Genomic DNA, 15,549 nt, shown 5'->3' on the forward strand with positions numbered 1-15,549 from the left:
CCTAATGAAAGTCGCGAGACTTTGGAATGATCCGGGGAATAATGCGGGCGTTACGCGGATGGCCCCGCGTTGGCGGCTGTTCCAGCTGTTCCGGCAGCGCGTCGATATGCTCGCGTGGGCTGAATTTACCCGGAAGCGGATTGTTCACATGATCGCCGCGCGCGACCGGCGAATTGAGCATGTCGTCCGACAGGGCATGCAAATCCTGCGTCGCATCCGTCAGATGAGCCGCGATCACATGGATCACCTCGTCGTCATATTCCACCCGCCCGCGCACCTCCATCAACCGCGCGCCCATGATGATCCGGCGCTGCTTCTTCATCAGATCCGGCCAGATGACGAGGTTTATCACCCCGGTCTCATCCTCCAGCGTGATGAAGCACACTCCCTTGGCGCTGCCGGGACGCTGGCGGATCAGCACCACGCCGGCCACCTGCACCATGGAGCGGAACTTGCGGGCCCTCAGGTCACAGGCGCGCACGAAGCTGCGCTCCCCTAGGCTGGCGCGCAGGAACGCCATTGGATGCGCTTTCAGGGATAGCCGCTGCGTCTGGTAATCGGCCACCACTTCTTCGGACAAGGGCATCTGCGGCAACGGCATCGCCCCGCGTTCCGCCCCTTCGTCGCGTTCTTCGGCGAATTTGAACAGCGGCAGGTCCGGCCCGGCCACCAGGCTGCGGGCATCCCACAGCGCTTGCCGCCGCGGCAATCCCAGCGACCCGAAGCAATCGGCGGAGGCAAGCCGCTCGATATGCGCCGGGGTCAGCCGAGCCCGGTCCCGCAGGCTAGCAACGTCGGCAAAGGGACCGTCCTCCGCCCGCTCCGCCACCAGCTTGGCCGCGACATGTTCGGGCAACCCGTCCACCTGCCGCAGCCCGAGGCGCAGAGCGATGTGTTTGTCGAGGCGGCCGCTCGTCCGCTCATATCCGGTCAAAGCGCCCACTTCCTCCAGCGTGCAGTCCCATTCCGAATGGTTCACATCCACCGGCAGCACCTCGACCCCGTGCTCCGCCGCGTCGCGCACGATCTGGGCCGGGGCATAGAACCCCATCGGCTGCGAATTGAGCAGCGCGCAACCGAAAGCCGCGGGGAAATGGCATTTCAGCCAGCTCGACACATAGACCAGATGCGCAAAGCTTGCGGCGTGACTTTCGGGGAAACCGTATTCACCGAACCCGCGGATCTGGTTGAAACAGCGCTGGGCGAAATCGCGGTCGTACCCTCGGTCGACCATCCGCTCGACCATCATGTCCTGCAATTCATCCACCATGCCCCGGCTGCGAAAGGTTGCCATCGCCTTGCGCAGGCGGTTCGCTTCGAGGCTGGAGAATTTCGCCGCATCGAGCGCAATCTTCATCGCCTGTTCCTGGAAGATCGGCACCCCCAGCGTGCGCTCGAGAATGCTGGAAAGCTCGTCCGGGGGGCCATGCGCCGCGCCGGGTGCGGGTATCTCGACCCGTTCCTCCCCCCGCCGCCGCTTGAGGTAGGGATGGACCATGTCGCCCTGAATCGGCCCAGGGCGGACAATCGCCACCTGGATCACCAGGTCATAGAATTCCCGTGGCCGCAGCCGGGGCAGCATGTTCATCTGCGCGCGGCTTTCGACCTGGAACACCCCAAGCGAATCGCCCTTGCGCAGCATCGCGTAGGTTTCCGGATCTTCCCGCGGCACAGTCGCCAGGTCGAGCCGCCTTTCATGATGCTTTTCAAGCAGGTCGAGGCATTTCCTGATACACGTCAGCATTCCCAACGCGAGCACATCCACCTTCAGGATGCCGAGCGCGTCGATATCGTCCTTGTCCCATTCGATGAAGGTCCGGTCGGGCATCGCGCCGTTGCCGATCGGCACAGTCTCGGTAAGCGCGCTCTCGGTCAGGATAAAACCGCCGACATGCTGGGATAAATGGCGCGGCATCCCAATCATTTGCTCGGTCAGCTTGAGCACCCGCCGCAAGTGCGGATCGTCCAGATTCATGCCGGTTTCCGCGACATGTGCCTCGCCGATCTCGCGTCCGTGCCCGCCCCACACCGTCCGGGCCAATGCGCTGGTTACATCCTCGCTCAGCCCCATCGCCTTGCCCACTTCGCGGATCGCCATGCGCGGGCGGTAGTGGATCACGGTGGCGCACAGGCCCGCGCGGTGGCGGCCATAGCGTTCGTAGATATACTGGATCACTTCCTCGCGCCGCTCATGCTCGAAATCGACATCGATATCGGGCGGCTCCTTGCGTTCTTCGGAGATAAACCGGTCGAACAGCAGCGCGTGCTTGGCCGGATCGACCGAGGTAATCTCGAGGCAGTAACACACCGCGGAATTGGCCGCGCTGCCGCGCCCCTGGCACAGGATCGGCGGATCCACCTTATGCCGCGCGAAATCGACAATATCCTTGATGGTCAGAAAGTACCGCGCAAGGTCGAGCTTCTCGATCAAGGCCAACTCGCGCTCAAGCGTGGTAGCAACACTGCCGGGCAAGCCATTGGGATAACGCCATTTTGCGCCCTCCCAGGTTAGCTGCTCCAGATATTCCTGCGGGGTCTTGCCGCTGGGGTAAATCTCCTCCGGATATTCATAGCGCAGTTCTTCAAGGTTGAAATCGCACGCATCGGCCACTTCACGCGCGGCGCGGATGGCATGCGGCCAGCGGGCAAACAGCGCCGCCATCTGCCCCGGAGATTTGAGGTGGCGTTCGCCATTGCCGTGCAGGTGGTGCCCGGCGCGATCAACCGTGGTCTTGTGCCGGATCGCGGTCATCACATCCTGCAGCGGGCGCTTGTCCGGCGCTGCGTAATGCACATCGTTGGTGGCGAGGAGCGCCAGCCCGTTTGCCTTGGCCAACGCATCCAGGCGGTCGATTCGGGCAATATCATCACCTGCATACAGGTAGCTGGCGGCGAGATGGCGCAGCGTGGTCAATTGCCGTACCAAGTGGGGGACAGTGGCTTCGAACGGCAATTCCCGCACCACCCTGGGAATCTCTGCCCCGCGCAAGGGGATCACATTGTCCTCGACTTCAATCGTAAAATTCTGCCTCAGGTCCCGCGGTGGCAGCAGCACCAACTGCACGCCCTCACTGTGCTCCGCCAGCATGCCGAGCGAAATGTCGCATTCGCCCTTCACCTGCCATTCGCCTTCCAGCGTCGCCATTCGGCCAGCGGAGATCAGCCGGCACAGCCGTCCATAGGCTGCGCGGTCCTGCGGATAGGCGAGGAAGGCCAGCCCCTCGACCGTTTCGATCCGGCAGCCGATAACGGGCCGCAATTTGAGCGTTTGCGCCTCCATATGCAGCCGCACTACGCCGGCCATGCTGTTGGCATCGGCGATGCCCAGCGCATCGTACCCAAGGCTGCGCGCCGCCAAGACCAGATCGACCGCATCGGAGGCGCCGCGCAGGAAACTGAAACAGCTGACCAGGCCCAGCTCGACAAATTCCGCGCGCGGCGGCGGCGCGATCAAGTCGGGGTCGAGTTCGATTCGCCGTTTGTCGGGGGTGAGCGCTGCCTCCGGCATGTCACGCGGTCAGCTCCGCGAGCCGCTCCCTCACGGCTGCAAGATCGGCTTCGAACAGGCGGGTCTGTTCCTGCTGCGCATCGCCTTCGAGGCGCAGCAGATAGGACGGATGGGCGGTGATCCACAATTCGCTGCCATCCTCCAGGGGATGCGGAGTGCCGCGCGCGCGGGAGATGCTGACCGTCTTGCCCAGCATCCCGCGCGCGGCGCTGGCCCCGAGCGCCAGCACCAGTTTGGGTTTCACCAGCGCGCGTTCGCTTTCGATCCACCAGCGGCAGATGTCGATTTCCTTCGCCGTGGGCGATTGGTGCAGGCGCCGCTTGCCGCGCATCACGTATTTGAAATGCTTGACCGTGTTGGTGACATAGGCCGCGCCGCGATCAATCCCCGCGCGCTGCAGGTGCGTGTCGAGCAATTGCCCCGCCGGCCCCACGAATGGCTTGCCGGAAAGATCCTCCTGATCCCCCGGCTGTTCTCCGACGATCATCAGCGCCGCGTCCGCAGGCCCTTCCCCCATCACCGCGTGATTATCGAGTTCGCCAATCGGGCAGCGGCGGCACGCATGAATTGCACGGTCGACCGCCGCCAGCGTCTCTGGCCGTTCACCGAAATCCTGTTCGCCCGCTGTGACCATCTTCGCTTCTCTTGCCTGCGCCCCCGCAATCAGTTCGGGGATCAACGCGGTTTCGGGCATGTTTTTCCAGTACCGCCGCGGCATTTCTTTCAGCATCGCGCCGATTTTCAGCCGTGCGGGGTTGAAGGTGGAGGCATAATATTTGCGCCACAAATCCTCGACCGGGTCATCGCCGGGCGCGTCCGAGCGCTGCGCCGGGGGACCTTCCCGCATGATCTCCCCGTCCCAATGGAGGCAGCCTCGGGGAGTCAGGATCGACCATTTCATATTGGCGAACCGGCGCATGAAGAACCCGGCGTTGGCGCGCACGATATGGTGATCGGGCTCAAACCAGGCGACGTAGTGATCTTCACTTTGCGCGGCACCGGGCTCATTCACCTCAACCAGGCGGAACCGGACGAAGGCGTGCATCTTGTGGCTGTCACGCCGGACATTCTTGTCCAGTTCCTCGATCCGGCGGACGTCGTCATCGGCCTTGTCTTCCATCAGCCGCGGATTGGACTGGAGCCGCCACAGCAGGCGGTACAGCAACGCGAAACGCCCGGGATCGGAATGCAGCGCGGCATTCCGGGCAACTTGCAGGAAGCGCTTGCTGGCGCGCGGCGGCGGCGCATTCGCAGGGGGTACCGGAAAATCCCCGCCACTGCCGGAGAACAGATCACCCGCCCCGCCCGGCTCCGACCAGGCAATCCGGTCCGGCGAGACACCGCATTGCACCAGCCCCCGGGCAGTCTCCCGCCAGAAGTCGAAATCATCCGGCGCGGGCATGATGACGGTATAGCTACTGGTCTGCGTAGGAGAATCGAGCGGTTTCACGCGGCGAACAGCTCCAGTTGCTCCTGCTTGGGTGCGAGCATCTTGCGCAGGTCGGCGCGGTCGGTCAGCGCGGTCGGCCGCCAGTCCAGCGCGCAGATAAATGGCCGGACCTTGGCAATCGAGACCGTCAGCTTGCCGATATCCTCCAGCCTGAGAACGCGGTGACGGCGGGCGGCGATGATCCGGTTCACCGCCGTGACGCCCAGCCCCGGCACCCGCAGCAGCATCTCGCGCGGGGCGCGGTTGACGTCGAGCGGAAAAGTCTCCCGGAATTTCAGCGCCCAGGCCAGCTTGGGATCGATATCGAGCGGCAGCATCCCGTCCGCCCCCGTGGCCGCCATCACCTCGCCCGAAGAATAGCCGTAGAAGCGCATCAGCCAGTCGGACTGGTACAGGCGGTGTTCGCGGATCAGCGGCGGGCGTTTCAGCGGCAGCACAGCGCTGGCATCGGGGATCGGGCTGAAAGCGGAATAATAGACCCGCCGCAGCCCGAAACTGCCATACAGCACGCTCGCTTTGCCCACGATATCGGCATCGTTCGCGCTGTCCGCACCCACGATCATCTGGGTGGACTGGCCCGCCGGGGCAAAGCGCGGCGCGTGTTTGAAGTGCTTCTTCGCGTCCTTCGCCTCGATGATGGAACTTTTCACCCCCTTCATCGCGCCTTCGATCTGGCGGGCATTCTTGTCCGGCGCGAGGCGAGTCAGCCCGGCATCGGTCGGCAATTCGACATTGATCGACACCCGGTCGGCGTAAAGACCCGCCTGATGAACCAGTTCGGGGTCGGCCTCAGGGATGGTCTTGAGGTGGATGTAGCCGCGAAAATCGTGTTCTTCCCGCAGGATACGGGCCGCTTCTATCAATTGTTCCATGGTGTGATTGGAACTCTTGATGATGCCGGAGGACAGGAACAGCCCTTCGATATAATTGCGGCGATAGAAGCTGAGCGTCAGGTCTGCGACCTCCTGAGGGGTAAACCGCGCGCGGCGCACATTCGAGCTCTTGCGATTGATGCAGTAATGGCAGTCGAAAATGCAGTGATTGGTCAGCAGTACCTTCAGCAGCGAGATGCACCGGCCATCGGGCGCATAAGCATGGCAGATTCCCATCCCCTCGGTCGATCCGATACCACCCCTGCCTTTTGGCCCGCCAAGGCTGCTCTTCTTCGCCGTGCCAGACGACGCGCAGGACGCATCGTACTTCGCCGCATCGGCCAGGATTTCGAGCTTTTCGATGGTGGTGAGCTGCGACATTTGTTCTATATATGTTCTGCTACTAATTTCAGCAAGAACAAAGCGATGCTCACCCGCATAAGCCTTGCAGGTACCAATCGGGCAGCCCTCCTCTTCCATCGCCGATCAGGCCATGACGGTAGATCCAGTAGCGGCGGCCTTCGCCGTCTTCGATGCGGTAGTAATCGCGCAGGCGGACGGTCGAGCGTTCGCGCCACCATTCGGGTGCGATACGTTCGGGGCCCTCCACGCGGACGACTTCATGCACTTTCCCCCGCCAGCGAAACTGCCGGGGGAAGCCGTCCGGGGTCGCATACAGTACGGAAATGTATTCCGCCTTGTCGAGCAATTTCAACGGTCTTGCATGGAAAGCTAACTCTCCTTGGGAGGCTGGTTCCGGTTCCAACGGAGGTTGCCACCGCTGCGCGCGTTCAGGAATATGGCTGGCATGGGATACAGGGCGCTGGACCGCGCGCGGGCCGAGCCGAACGCTCAGCCGGTCGATACAGGCGGACAGCGAGGTACCGTGCGTTTCCGCGGTGCTTTCGATATCGCTTTGTTCAAGCGAGAGCGGTTCGGCCCAGCTGGCGCGCAGGCGGATAGTCTCGATCCCGAAACCCGCGTCGACATCGTCCAGCTTGGCAGCGAACAACCGGCAGATATGCGCCGGATCACGGGTGGCGGCGCTGAGTTCAAGTGGGCGGGTCACCACTTCACCGTCCACCCGCCACAGCCCCAGTTCCAACCGGCGGGCACCCTGCGCGCTTCCTTCCAGTACTCGGCCCATGTCGGCAGCGAGATCGTGCAGCACCTGGTCGAGCAGCTCGCGGTGGCGGATCGGTTCGGCCAGACGGCGCTGGACCAGCGGCATGCGCTGGGGGATGACCGGCAGCAGCGGTTCGGGAACCTTGCCCAAGAGCTGGTCCATCCGCACCAAAGGATTGGCGGCGGGCGAACGGCGGTTGCGGAACCGCCGCATGATCGCATCGCGTCCCTTGGTATCCCCGAAACGGCCGGTCATATCGCCAAGCCGCTTGAGGCCGAGCCGCCGGAGCACGGTAAGGACATCGCCGTCCAGCCGGAGCGCGGCCACCGGCAGGCCGGACAGGCGCTCCAGCGCGTCATCCTCGCCGGTCAGGATTGCCGCACGGGGGCCGAAATGGGCAAGCGCCCAAGCCGCACCGGCGGTGGGCGCAGCGGCGACCCGCACGGCCAGGGCGCGCCGGGCAAAGCACGTCTCCACATCGGCCAGCAACCTTGCCTCCCCGCCAAACAGATGCGCCACGGCGGTGATATCGACCAGCAGGCCGTCGGGCGGATCGAGCGCGGACCACGGGCCCCACCGCTGCGCCCACACAGCCAGTTTCTCCAGGAAATCGAGATCGCCAGCCGGATCGGATATCCTGACTGCCAGATCGGGGCACAGCGTCCGGGCATCGGCCAACATCATTCCCGCCCGCGCACCGGCGGCAAGGCCGGCATCGTTCGCGGTGTCGATCCGGGGGCCGTGCGCGGTCTCGGTAATCAGCGCGAGCGGGTCGGCGTCGGCTCCTTCGCCCCGCGCAATCCCTTCACAGAGCCGCCATCGATCGGCCGACAGTCGGGCGATCCAGATCGACAGGATTCGGCGCTGGTTTCGGGTCGCATTCGTTAGCGGCTGCGGGGGCGGTGCTGTCATGATGTATTTCGGCTGGTTTCTGGGCGGAAAGTCCGGCGGGATCGCTGCGCAGGATCCATTCTCCCGGCGGATGCATGCGGGAACGGAACAATCGGGCCCGCCATGCAGGATTGCCCGGAGCGTCGGCGTTCCACCGCGGCGGCGGGGACGGTGCGGCGCGGACATCCCACCGCATCCGGGCGGAGGACAGGTCGTGATCAGCATCGAGCCTGACGAGCCACAGGGGCACCCCGTGCCGTTCCGCTGCAAGACTGAGCCGGCGCGAAGCGGTGAAACCCAGCGCCTTGGGGTTGCCGGTGACTTCGCCGATCACGCAGGCAAGATCGCGGCACCGCACCCCTTCTTCCAGCGCGAACAGCACATCTTCCGGTTTTTCCGCGACCACATGGATGATCCGGTGCCGCAGGTCGGCTGGCAATCCGGGGCGATAGGGCCGCCCGGTCAGCCGCACCGAGGAGCGGTCCTGCACCCATAATATCGCACGCTGGTCGGAAATTTCGGGCACCCGCGCCGGGGCAGCACCCAGCGCCGGCTTTCGCGCGAGCAACCCATCCTGCGCGAGTGCCAGCGCCGCGCAAACACCGCTACTGTCGCGGCCTGAAGCAAACACTTCGCTGTGGTAGATCCGGCCCTGCCCCGGGGTCCATTTGGCGGAAACACGCGCAGACATCACCCCGCGCACCGTGGCGGGCAAATCGGCAATCGCACCGGATAACGGCGGGCATGGAAGGGAATCGGCATCGGCTTGCATAAGGGAACGACTCGTCTGTTCCGCTTATGTTCCCATTTTACCCAATATGCAATTCATCGTTGTTCCGGACCTGTTCCGTCCCTGTTCCGACGAAATCGGGCCTCTTCAACGGAACTAAACCCGCGCGCGAAACGTCTAGCTACCAGACACCTAATCAGGAGATACCCATGAAATATTCCGCAGGAAAAGCCGACGAGCTCAAAAAGAAGTTCTGGACGTCCATGGCCGATTCGCCGTTCATCATGCTTCAGCTCGACGGTGAACCCTCGACCGCGGTTCCAATGACGGCGCAGCTGGACAAGGACGCCAACAGTTCGATCTGGTTCTACACCCAGAAGAACAGCAGTTTCGCCAAGCTGGGCCCGGCTACCGCGACCTTCGAAGGCAAGGGCCATGAAATGTTCGCCCGATTCCACGGCAACCTGTCGGTGGAAACCAGCCAGGAGCGTTTCGACCAGTTCTGGAACAATTTTGTCGAGGCATGGTACGACGGCGGAAAAACCGATCCCGACATCCTGTTCCTGCGAATGGATCTGGGCGCCGCCGAATTGTGGAACGGCGAAATGGGCCTGCTCAACACCGCCAAGATGGCGCTGGGCATGACCGTCCATGACGATGCCGAGGAAAAACATACCCAAACCGCCCTCTGATCCGGGCACACCGACAGCAAAAAGGCCGCTTCCATAACGGAAGCGGCCTTTTTTATGATCGCACTATTGCGGAACGTTCCTATCGCGGATCGATCGGAACCATGGTTTCCTCGCCGCCGATTTCGTCCACCACTTCGACGACACCCTTGCCGAGATGACTGCGACTGCGGCTGTAACCAAAATAGACGACCAGTCCGATCACGCCCCACACCGGCAGCACCAGCATCGCCTCGAACGGCAGATTGGCGAACAGGAAAATACAGCCCGCAATGGTGGCAGGTCCGACAAACCACAGCGCCGGGGTCCGGAAACTTCGCTTCGCATCCGGAGCGGACTTGCGCAGCAACATCACCGCAATTGCCACCATCATGAAGGCATACAGCGTACCGGCATTGGCGATATCGGCCAACTGCCCGACCGGGAAGAAAGCAGCGCCCACGGCAACCACTACGCCGGTAATGGCGGTCACAATGTGCGGCGTTTTCCACTTGGGATGCACGCGGCTGAGGACGTCGGGCAGCAACCCGTCACGGCTCATGACGAAGAAGATGCGCGTCTGGGCAAAGATCAGCACCAGAATCACCGATGGCAGGGCGAGGAAGGCCGCGATACCAAGCGCGTTACCGACCTTGGAGAAGCCGATCTCGCGCAGCACATGGGCCAGCGCCTCGTCCGAACAGACCAGCATCTGGGCATATTGCGGCATCGCGCATTGCAGCGCCAATTGCTCCGACCCGGCAGGGAACGGCACGCCGCCCGGTCCCATGATCGGCTGCCCGCCAATGGTGCCGATAGCTCCGGCCGCGACCAGGATATAGAACACGGTGCAGAACAATAGCGACCCAACCAGCCCGATCGGCACGTTGCGCTGCGGATCCTTGGTTTCTTCCGCTGCGGTGGAAACCGCGTCGAACCCGACATAGGCGAAGAAGATCGTCGCCGCTGCGCCCACCGCGCCGACACCCGAACCCAGGCCTCCGAACACGCCGGCTGGCAGGAACGGGTTAAAGTTCGCCAGTTCCGCCTGCGGGATGGTGAGGAAGATGAACACGGTCAGCGCGGTCACCTTGATGGCCACGAGGATCGCGTTGAACACCGCCGATTCGCGCGTCCCGATCATCAGCAGCCATGTAACCAGCAACGCGATCACCAAGGCCGGCAGGTTGATCAATCCGCCCGGAGCACCGCCAAGTGCAAGCGGCCCGGCCGCCAGCCACGGCGGCAAATTGACCCCGAAAAATTCGCTCAGGATGGTGCCGCTGAAATAGCCCGACCAACCGACCGATACCGCGCTGGCAGCCACGGCGTATTCGAGGATTAGCGCCCAACCCACGGTCCAGGCGAGAAACTCCCCCATGGTGGCGTAGGTATAGGTATAGGCCGAGCCCGACACCGGGATCATCGCGGCGATCTCGGCATAGCACAGCGCCGCGACGATACAGATCGCACCGGCTATGGCGAAGGCGAGCATTAAGCCCGGCCCTGCCTTCTGCGCCCCCGCAGCGGTGAGAACGAAAATGCCCGTACCGATCACACAACCGATGCCGAACAGCATCAATTGGAACCAGCCGAGACTACGATGAAGTGACTTTTTCTCCGCTGCAGCCAGAATAGCGCTCAGCGGTTTGACGCGATCAATCAACATGATGGCAGCATTCCCCAGACTCGGTCCGGGAACTACCCGCGCCGCCAGTCTGCACAGCGCTTTTATTCAGTTTTGTTACGCCCGCAATCCGGAATCTTCAGCCGAAGATTCCGAACAGCACGATCAGGGTCAAAACCACCGGGCAAAGCCACCGGACCAGGAACAGCCACAATTTGTGAAGGCCGCCGTCGAGCCCGTTCTCCCCATTGATCAGGCGCTTGTCGGCGATCCAGCCAACGAACACTGCGGTCAGTATGGCTCCGATCGGCATGAACAGTTTAGCGGTCACGGAATCGAGCGTGTCCATGATCCCCAGGCCCTCGAACAACGGAATGAAGCCAAGCGGGTGGAAACCGGACAGCGCATTCATAGAATAGGCCGAGGCTACGCCAAGCAGCCCCGCAAGGGTAGCAATCGCGATCGCCGTCGGCATGCGGCGTGTCTTGAATTTTTCCATCGCCCAGGAGGTGGGCACTTCCATCAGCGCGACCGAGCTCGTCAGGGCCGCGAAACCGACCATGATGAAGAACGCGAGGCCGATTACCGAACCAGCGGGCATGGATTGGAACGCATGGGGCAAGGTGTCGAACATCAGGCCAAGGCCGCCTTCCGACGAAAGCCCCGCCGCGAACACGATCGGGAAAATGCACAGTCCCGCGACCAGGGCGACCGATGTGTCGGCAAAGGCAATGATCGCCGATGTGCCCGCCAGATTGACGTCACGCCCGACGTAGGAACCGTATGTGATCATTCCGGCCACGCCGAGTGAAAGCGAGAAAAATGCCTGTCCCACCGCCGCAAGCATCACGTCCGGGGTGAGCTTCGTGAAATCGACCGTGAACAGATAGGTCAGCGTTTCGGAAAAGGCCCCGCCGAACGCGCCGTAAATGGTGATCCCCAAGAGCAGGATGAAAAACGCGGGCATCAGCCACACCGCGGCAATCTCGATCCCTCCGGAAACACCGCGAGCGACGAAATAGACCGTAATCACCACGAACACGAGGTCCAGGACGGTCATCAGCAGGCCGTTTTCCAGCAACGCCGGGAAGATGGCGCTGATATCTTCCGCCGACATTCCGGCCAGCGCGCCGCCGGTCACACCGCTGGTGAACAGGTCACCCACGAAAACACCGATATAGTACAGCACCCAGCCGCCGATGACGCAGTAGAACGCCAGGATCATGAAAGCCGATATCACCCCGAGGCCCGCAAGCCCTTCCCAATAGCGGGAAGCTTTCGATTCCGCCGCCATCCGGCGCACGCTTTCGGTTGCGGAAGACTGCCCGTGGCGTCCGATCAGGGTTTCGGACAACAGCACCGGCAAGCCGATCAGCACGATGCAGAAGATGTAGAACAACACGAACGCGCCGCCGCCATTAGCTCCGGCCTCCGCGGGAAAGCGAACCAGATTGCCGAGCCCGACCGCAGAACCAACCGCTGCGAGGATGAAGGCGGTCCGCGACGACCAGCCATCGCGCGGGGTAATTCCGTCGGATCCGGTAGTGACAACCATCGTGCAAATTCTCCGTTTATCTGAGCACGCATCTTCAAGGTGCGCTTTTCCGGCCTCAGCTTGTGCAGAGAAATCCCGCGGGCGTCGAGGGGGCGGGCCAATTTATCGACTTTGCGTTTATCCGATGACGCCGCTAAACCGCCGCCATGTCCACCACCTTCCAGCTCGACACCTCGACCAGCCGCGCCAACCCTACGCCGCAGCCCATGCGGCGCCTGACGGTGCCGAAAATCCGCGCCCGAAAGCAGGACGGGGTCACCGCAGAACCTCTGGTGATGCTGACCGCATACACCGCGCGGCAAGCCCAGTTGCTGGACGAACACTGCGACCTGCTGCTGGTGGGAGATTCGCTCGGCCAGGTCATTTACGGACTGCCATCGACCATTCCGGTCACGATGGAGATGATGGCCAATCACGGGGCTGCTGTCGTGCGCGGCAGCTACCACGCGGTGGTGGTGATCGATATGCCCTTCGGTTACTACGAAGCATCGCCGCAGCAAGCGTTCGAGAGCGCGGCGTTGCTGCTCAAGCAGACCGGCGCGGCGGCGGTAAAGCTGGAAGGCGGGGAAGCGATGGCGGAAACCGTCGCGTTCCTCAACCAACGCGGAATTCCGGTAATGGGCCACGTCGGGCTTACCCCGCAGGCGGTTAATGTGCTCGGCGGATACGGCGCGCGCGGCCGCACTGATAGCGAAGCCGGAAAGATCCTGTCCGATGCGAAGGCGCTCGATAATGCGGGCGCGTTCGCTATCGTGGTCGAAGGCGTGGTCGAACCGATTGCAATTGACGTCACGAAGTCGGTCGCCTGCCCGACGATCGGCATCGGCGCGTCCGCCCTTTGCGACGGGCAGGTGCTGGTCACCGAGGATATGCTCGGCATGTTCGAGCGCGTGCCGCGTTTCGTGAAGCGGTATGAGGATATTGCCGGTATCATCCAGAAAACCGTGACCCGGTATGCCGAAGAAGTGCGCAATCGCAGCTTTCCTGGCGAAGAACAGACGTATCAACCGAAGGACTGACCAAGTCCTCGCCATCCACGAACACATTTGCGGCACTGCCCAAACCTGAAATCGAAGAGGCTCCCCTGATGGGCACGATCCTGCGTTATTACAAATTCTCCCTGGTCTTCACCGCCGCCTGCTTTCTGGCCGCCGGTTGGTACGGATGGAGCAGCACCGGCAGCTTCGCCGCAACCGCCCAGATCCTGTGGATCGTTTTTGTCCTTTCGATTCTGGAGATTTCGCTCAGCTTCGACAACGCGGTGGTCAACGCGACGGTCCTGCGCGAGATGGACGAAGTCTGGCAGGAGCGTTTCCTGATCTGGGGCATCGCCATCGCCGTCTTCGGGATGCGCATCATCTTCCCGATCGCCATTGTCGCGATTGCGGCAAATCTCGGCCCGGTCGAAGCTGTCACGCTTTCGCTGAACAACCCCGAGGAATACGAGCAGATCGTGTCCAGCGCGCATATCGGCATTGCCGGTTTTGGCGGTGCGTTCCTTGCGATGGTCGGGCTCAGCTTCTTTTTCGATGCCGACAAGGATGTGCACTGGATCGCCAATGTGGAGCGGTTCATCAACCGGTTCTCCAGCGTCCCGGCGGTCGAAATCGGTCTGCTGTTGGCTGCGATCTACGGCATTTCGACCATGCTGTCCGAAGAAGACGCTTTGACCTTCCTTACCGCCGGTGTCCTTGGTCTGGTAACCTTCATCGGGGTTAACGCGGTTGGCGCGATCATCGAAGCGCGGGAAACGCGCAAGAAGGCCGCCGGCGAGATGGTCCGGTCCGGCCTTGGCGGGTTTTTGTACCTCGAAGTGCTTGACGCCTCCTTCAGTTTTGACGGGGTCATCGGTGCGTTCGCGCTGTCGAACAACATGATCATCATCGCGCTGGGCCTGTCTGTGGGGGCAATGTTCGTCCGTTCCATGACGATCCACCTCGTCCGCACCGGCACGTTGGCGCAGTACCGCTATCTGGAACACGGCGCATTCTGGGCAATCATCGCACTCGGCGCGATTATGCTGGTTTCCGCGGTGGTCCATATCCCCGAAACGATAACCGGCCTGATCGGCGCAACCCTGATCGGCCTGTCGCTGTGGTGGTCCATTCGCCACAACCGGCGCGAGGGTACGGCTACTTCGGTAACGCTTGCAGACGATTAGCCAGCGGCGCCGACACCACCAGCTGCAGCAGGTGGTAAATCAGCAGCGGCACCAAAATCAGGCCCGCAGTTCCGGGCGGGAACAGCACCAGCGCAAGCGGTGCGCCCATTGCGACGCTCTTGTGCGCGCCGCCGAACAGGAATGCGGTCCGGTCTGCGCGGTTGAGCCTCATCGCGCCGCCGACCAGCCATGCGCCGCCGTAAGCGACCGTCAGCATGGCGATCAGCCCACCGAGCAGCCAGCCCCAGCTTGCCGCGTCCAGCAGGCCCCAGATGCCTTGCTCGACCGCGCCTGAAAACGCGACGTAGACGGCGATAGAAATGGCGGCGCGGTCCATCCAGCGGATCATCACCGGATGGTCGTGGACGAACCTTCCGCCGCGTGATTGCAGGACCTGGCCCAGCGCGAATGGCAGGATCAGGACCAGGAATATCTTCACCAGCCCGCTTGTCCCCAGCTCCGCTTCCGCCCCGCCGCCGAGTGCCGAAAATATCGGGACGCTGACGAAGACGCCGAGCATATTGAGCAGCGCAGCCGCCACCACCGCAATCGCGACGTTGCCGCCCGCCATCGAGGTATACGCCGTCGCCGACTGCACCGTGGATGGCAGCACCCCAAGATAGAGAAATCCCAGCGCCACCAGTGGCGGCACCAGTCCGTCCATCGTGCGGGCAAACCCCAGCCCGACCAGCGCCAGCGCACCGAAGGACCACAGGGCTAGCACCGACAGATACCGCCAGTTCGCCATGCCCTTGGCCACGTCGCTTCGTGACAGGCGCATTCCGTTGAGGAAGAACAGCAGGAAAACCGCCGCATTGCTGATGGCCTGCGCGCCGTCGCGGTACGGCCCGATAGCGGGAAACACGCTGGCGAGCAGCGTCGCCAGAACCAGCAGGCGGACCATCGGATCGATACGGGAAAACATCGCCGCCGCCCTGCCCCAGAATTCCGCGCCTTGTCG

Annotated in this window: 11 protein-coding genes; 3 read left to right on the top strand and 8 right to left on the bottom strand. The window is 62.8% G+C overall.

Features of this window, described 5'->3' with window-relative positions; all coding sequences use genetic code 11:
• Nucleotide 1: 1 nt before the first annotated feature.
• The 5 genes from GRI65_RS04695 to GRI65_RS04715 are packed head-to-tail and all read right to left on the bottom strand — an operon-like array spanning nt 2 to nt 8,619.
• Nucleotides 2–3,508 carry an error-prone DNA polymerase gene (locus tag GRI65_RS04695; RefSeq protein WP_160755335.1) on the bottom strand — a complete coding sequence of 1,169 codons (3,507 nt, stop codon included), beginning with the start codon at nt 3,506–3,508 and terminating at the stop codon, nt 2–4.
• Between the two features lies 1 nt (nt 3,509).
• Nucleotides 3,510–4,910, bottom strand: a complete 1,401-nt coding sequence (locus GRI65_RS04700) for a UdgX family uracil-DNA binding protein (RefSeq protein ID WP_160755607.1) — start codon at nt 4,908–4,910, stop codon at nt 3,510–3,512.
• A gap of 44 nt (nt 4,911–4,954) precedes the next feature.
• Nucleotides 4,955–6,211 carry a putative DNA modification/repair radical SAM protein gene (locus GRI65_RS04705; protein WP_160755336.1) on the bottom strand — a complete coding sequence of 419 codons (1,257 nt, stop codon included), beginning with the start codon at nt 6,209–6,211 and terminating at the stop codon, nt 4,955–4,957.
• A gap of 49 nt (nt 6,212–6,260) precedes the next feature.
• Nucleotides 6,261–7,868 carry a DUF6504 family protein gene (locus GRI65_RS04710; RefSeq protein WP_160755337.1) on the bottom strand — a complete coding sequence of 536 codons (1,608 nt, stop codon included), beginning with the start codon at nt 7,866–7,868 and terminating at the stop codon, nt 6,261–6,263.
• Entirely contained in the window at nt 7,762–8,619 is an 858-nt protein-coding gene (locus GRI65_RS04715) for an ImuA family protein (protein ID WP_408609023.1), read from the bottom strand. Before GRI65_RS04715 ends, GRI65_RS04710 begins: the two co-directional genes overlap by 107 nt.
• A 167-nt stretch (nt 8,620–8,786) precedes the next feature.
• Here GRI65_RS04715 and GRI65_RS04720 point away from each other — a divergent pair, with 167 nt between their 5' ends.
• Nucleotides 8,787–9,269 carry a pyridoxamine 5'-phosphate oxidase family protein gene (locus tag GRI65_RS04720; RefSeq protein ID WP_160755338.1) on the top strand — a complete coding sequence of 161 codons (483 nt, stop codon included), beginning with the start codon at nt 8,787–8,789 and terminating at the stop codon, nt 9,267–9,269.
• A gap of 79 nt (nt 9,270–9,348) precedes the next feature.
• Here GRI65_RS04720 and GRI65_RS04725 read toward each other — a convergent pair whose 3' ends face one another.
• Together GRI65_RS04725 and GRI65_RS04730 are read right to left on the bottom strand one after the other, a co-directional pair.
• Complete coding sequence (locus GRI65_RS04725) at nt 9,349–10,914, bottom strand: amino acid permease (protein WP_160755339.1); 1,566 nt, start codon at nt 10,912–10,914, stop codon at nt 9,349–9,351.
• A 97-nt stretch (nt 10,915–11,011) separates the two neighbouring features.
• Complete coding sequence (locus GRI65_RS04730) at nt 11,012–12,427, bottom strand: sodium-dependent transporter (protein WP_160755340.1); 1,416 nt, start codon at nt 12,425–12,427, stop codon at nt 11,012–11,014.
• Nucleotides 12,428–12,573: 146 nt separating this feature from the next.
• On the opposite strand from GRI65_RS04730, the gene panB reads away from it, so the two are divergent.
• Together panB and GRI65_RS04740 are read left to right on the top strand one after the other, a co-directional pair.
• The gene (gene panB / locus GRI65_RS04735; protein ID WP_160755341.1) at nt 12,574–13,446 is read left to right on the top strand and encodes a 3-methyl-2-oxobutanoate hydroxymethyltransferase; all 873 of its coding nucleotides are present in this window, start codon (nt 12,574–12,576) and stop codon (nt 13,444–13,446) included.
• A gap of 68 nt (nt 13,447–13,514) precedes the next feature.
• The gene (locus GRI65_RS04740) at nt 13,515–14,588 is read left to right on the top strand and encodes a DUF475 domain-containing protein (RefSeq protein ID WP_202391097.1); all 1,074 of its coding nucleotides are present in this window, start codon (nt 13,515–13,517) and stop codon (nt 14,586–14,588) included.
• On the opposite strand, the gene GRI65_RS04745 is transcribed toward GRI65_RS04740, so the two are convergent.
• Nucleotides 14,560–15,513, bottom strand: coding sequence for a bile acid:sodium symporter family protein (locus GRI65_RS04745; protein ID WP_160755342.1), 954 nt, complete (start codon nt 15,511–15,513; stop codon nt 14,560–14,562). The two genes, GRI65_RS04740 and GRI65_RS04745, sit on opposite strands and share 29 nt — an antisense overlap.
• Between the last annotated feature and the right edge of the window lie 36 nt (nt 15,514–15,549).

The sequence above is a fragment of the Allopontixanthobacter sediminis genome (genome assembly GCF_009828115.1).
GTDB classification, from domain to species: Bacteria; Pseudomonadota; Alphaproteobacteria; order Sphingomonadales; family Sphingomonadaceae; genus Allopontixanthobacter; species Allopontixanthobacter sediminis.

Coding starts and splice junctions, on each gene's coding strand:
- GRI65_RS04695 (WP_160755335.1), bottom strand. CDS start 3,508: ATGCCGGAGGCAGCGCTCACCCCCGACAAACGGCGAATCGAACTCGAC.
- GRI65_RS04700 (WP_160755607.1), bottom strand. CDS start 4,910: ATGCCCGCGCCGGATGATTTCGACTTCTGGCGGGAGACTGCCCGGGGG.
- GRI65_RS04705 (WP_160755336.1), bottom strand. CDS start 6,211: ATGTCGCAGCTCACCACCATCGAAAAGCTCGAAATCCTGGCCGATGCG.
- GRI65_RS04710 (WP_160755337.1), bottom strand. CDS start 7,868: ATGACAGCACCGCCCCCGCAGCCGCTAACGAATGCGACCCGAAACCAG.
- GRI65_RS04715 (WP_408609023.1), bottom strand. CDS start 8,619: ATGCAAGCCGATGCCGATTCCCTTCCATGCCCGCCGTTATCCGGTGCG.
- GRI65_RS04720 (WP_160755338.1), top strand. CDS start 8,787: ATGAAATATTCCGCAGGAAAAGCCGACGAGCTCAAAAAGAAGTTCTGG.
- GRI65_RS04725 (WP_160755339.1), bottom strand. CDS start 10,914: ATGTTGATTGATCGCGTCAAACCGCTGAGCGCTATTCTGGCTGCAGCG.
- GRI65_RS04730 (WP_160755340.1), bottom strand. CDS start 12,427: ATGGTTGTCACTACCGGATCCGACGGAATTACCCCGCGCGATGGCTGG.
- panB (WP_160755341.1), top strand. CDS start 12,574: ATGTCCACCACCTTCCAGCTCGACACCTCGACCAGCCGCGCCAACCCT.
- GRI65_RS04740 (WP_202391097.1), top strand. CDS start 13,515: ATGGGCACGATCCTGCGTTATTACAAATTCTCCCTGGTCTTCACCGCC.
- GRI65_RS04745 (WP_160755342.1), bottom strand. CDS start 15,513: ATGTTTTCCCGTATCGATCCGATGGTCCGCCTGCTGGTTCTGGCGACG.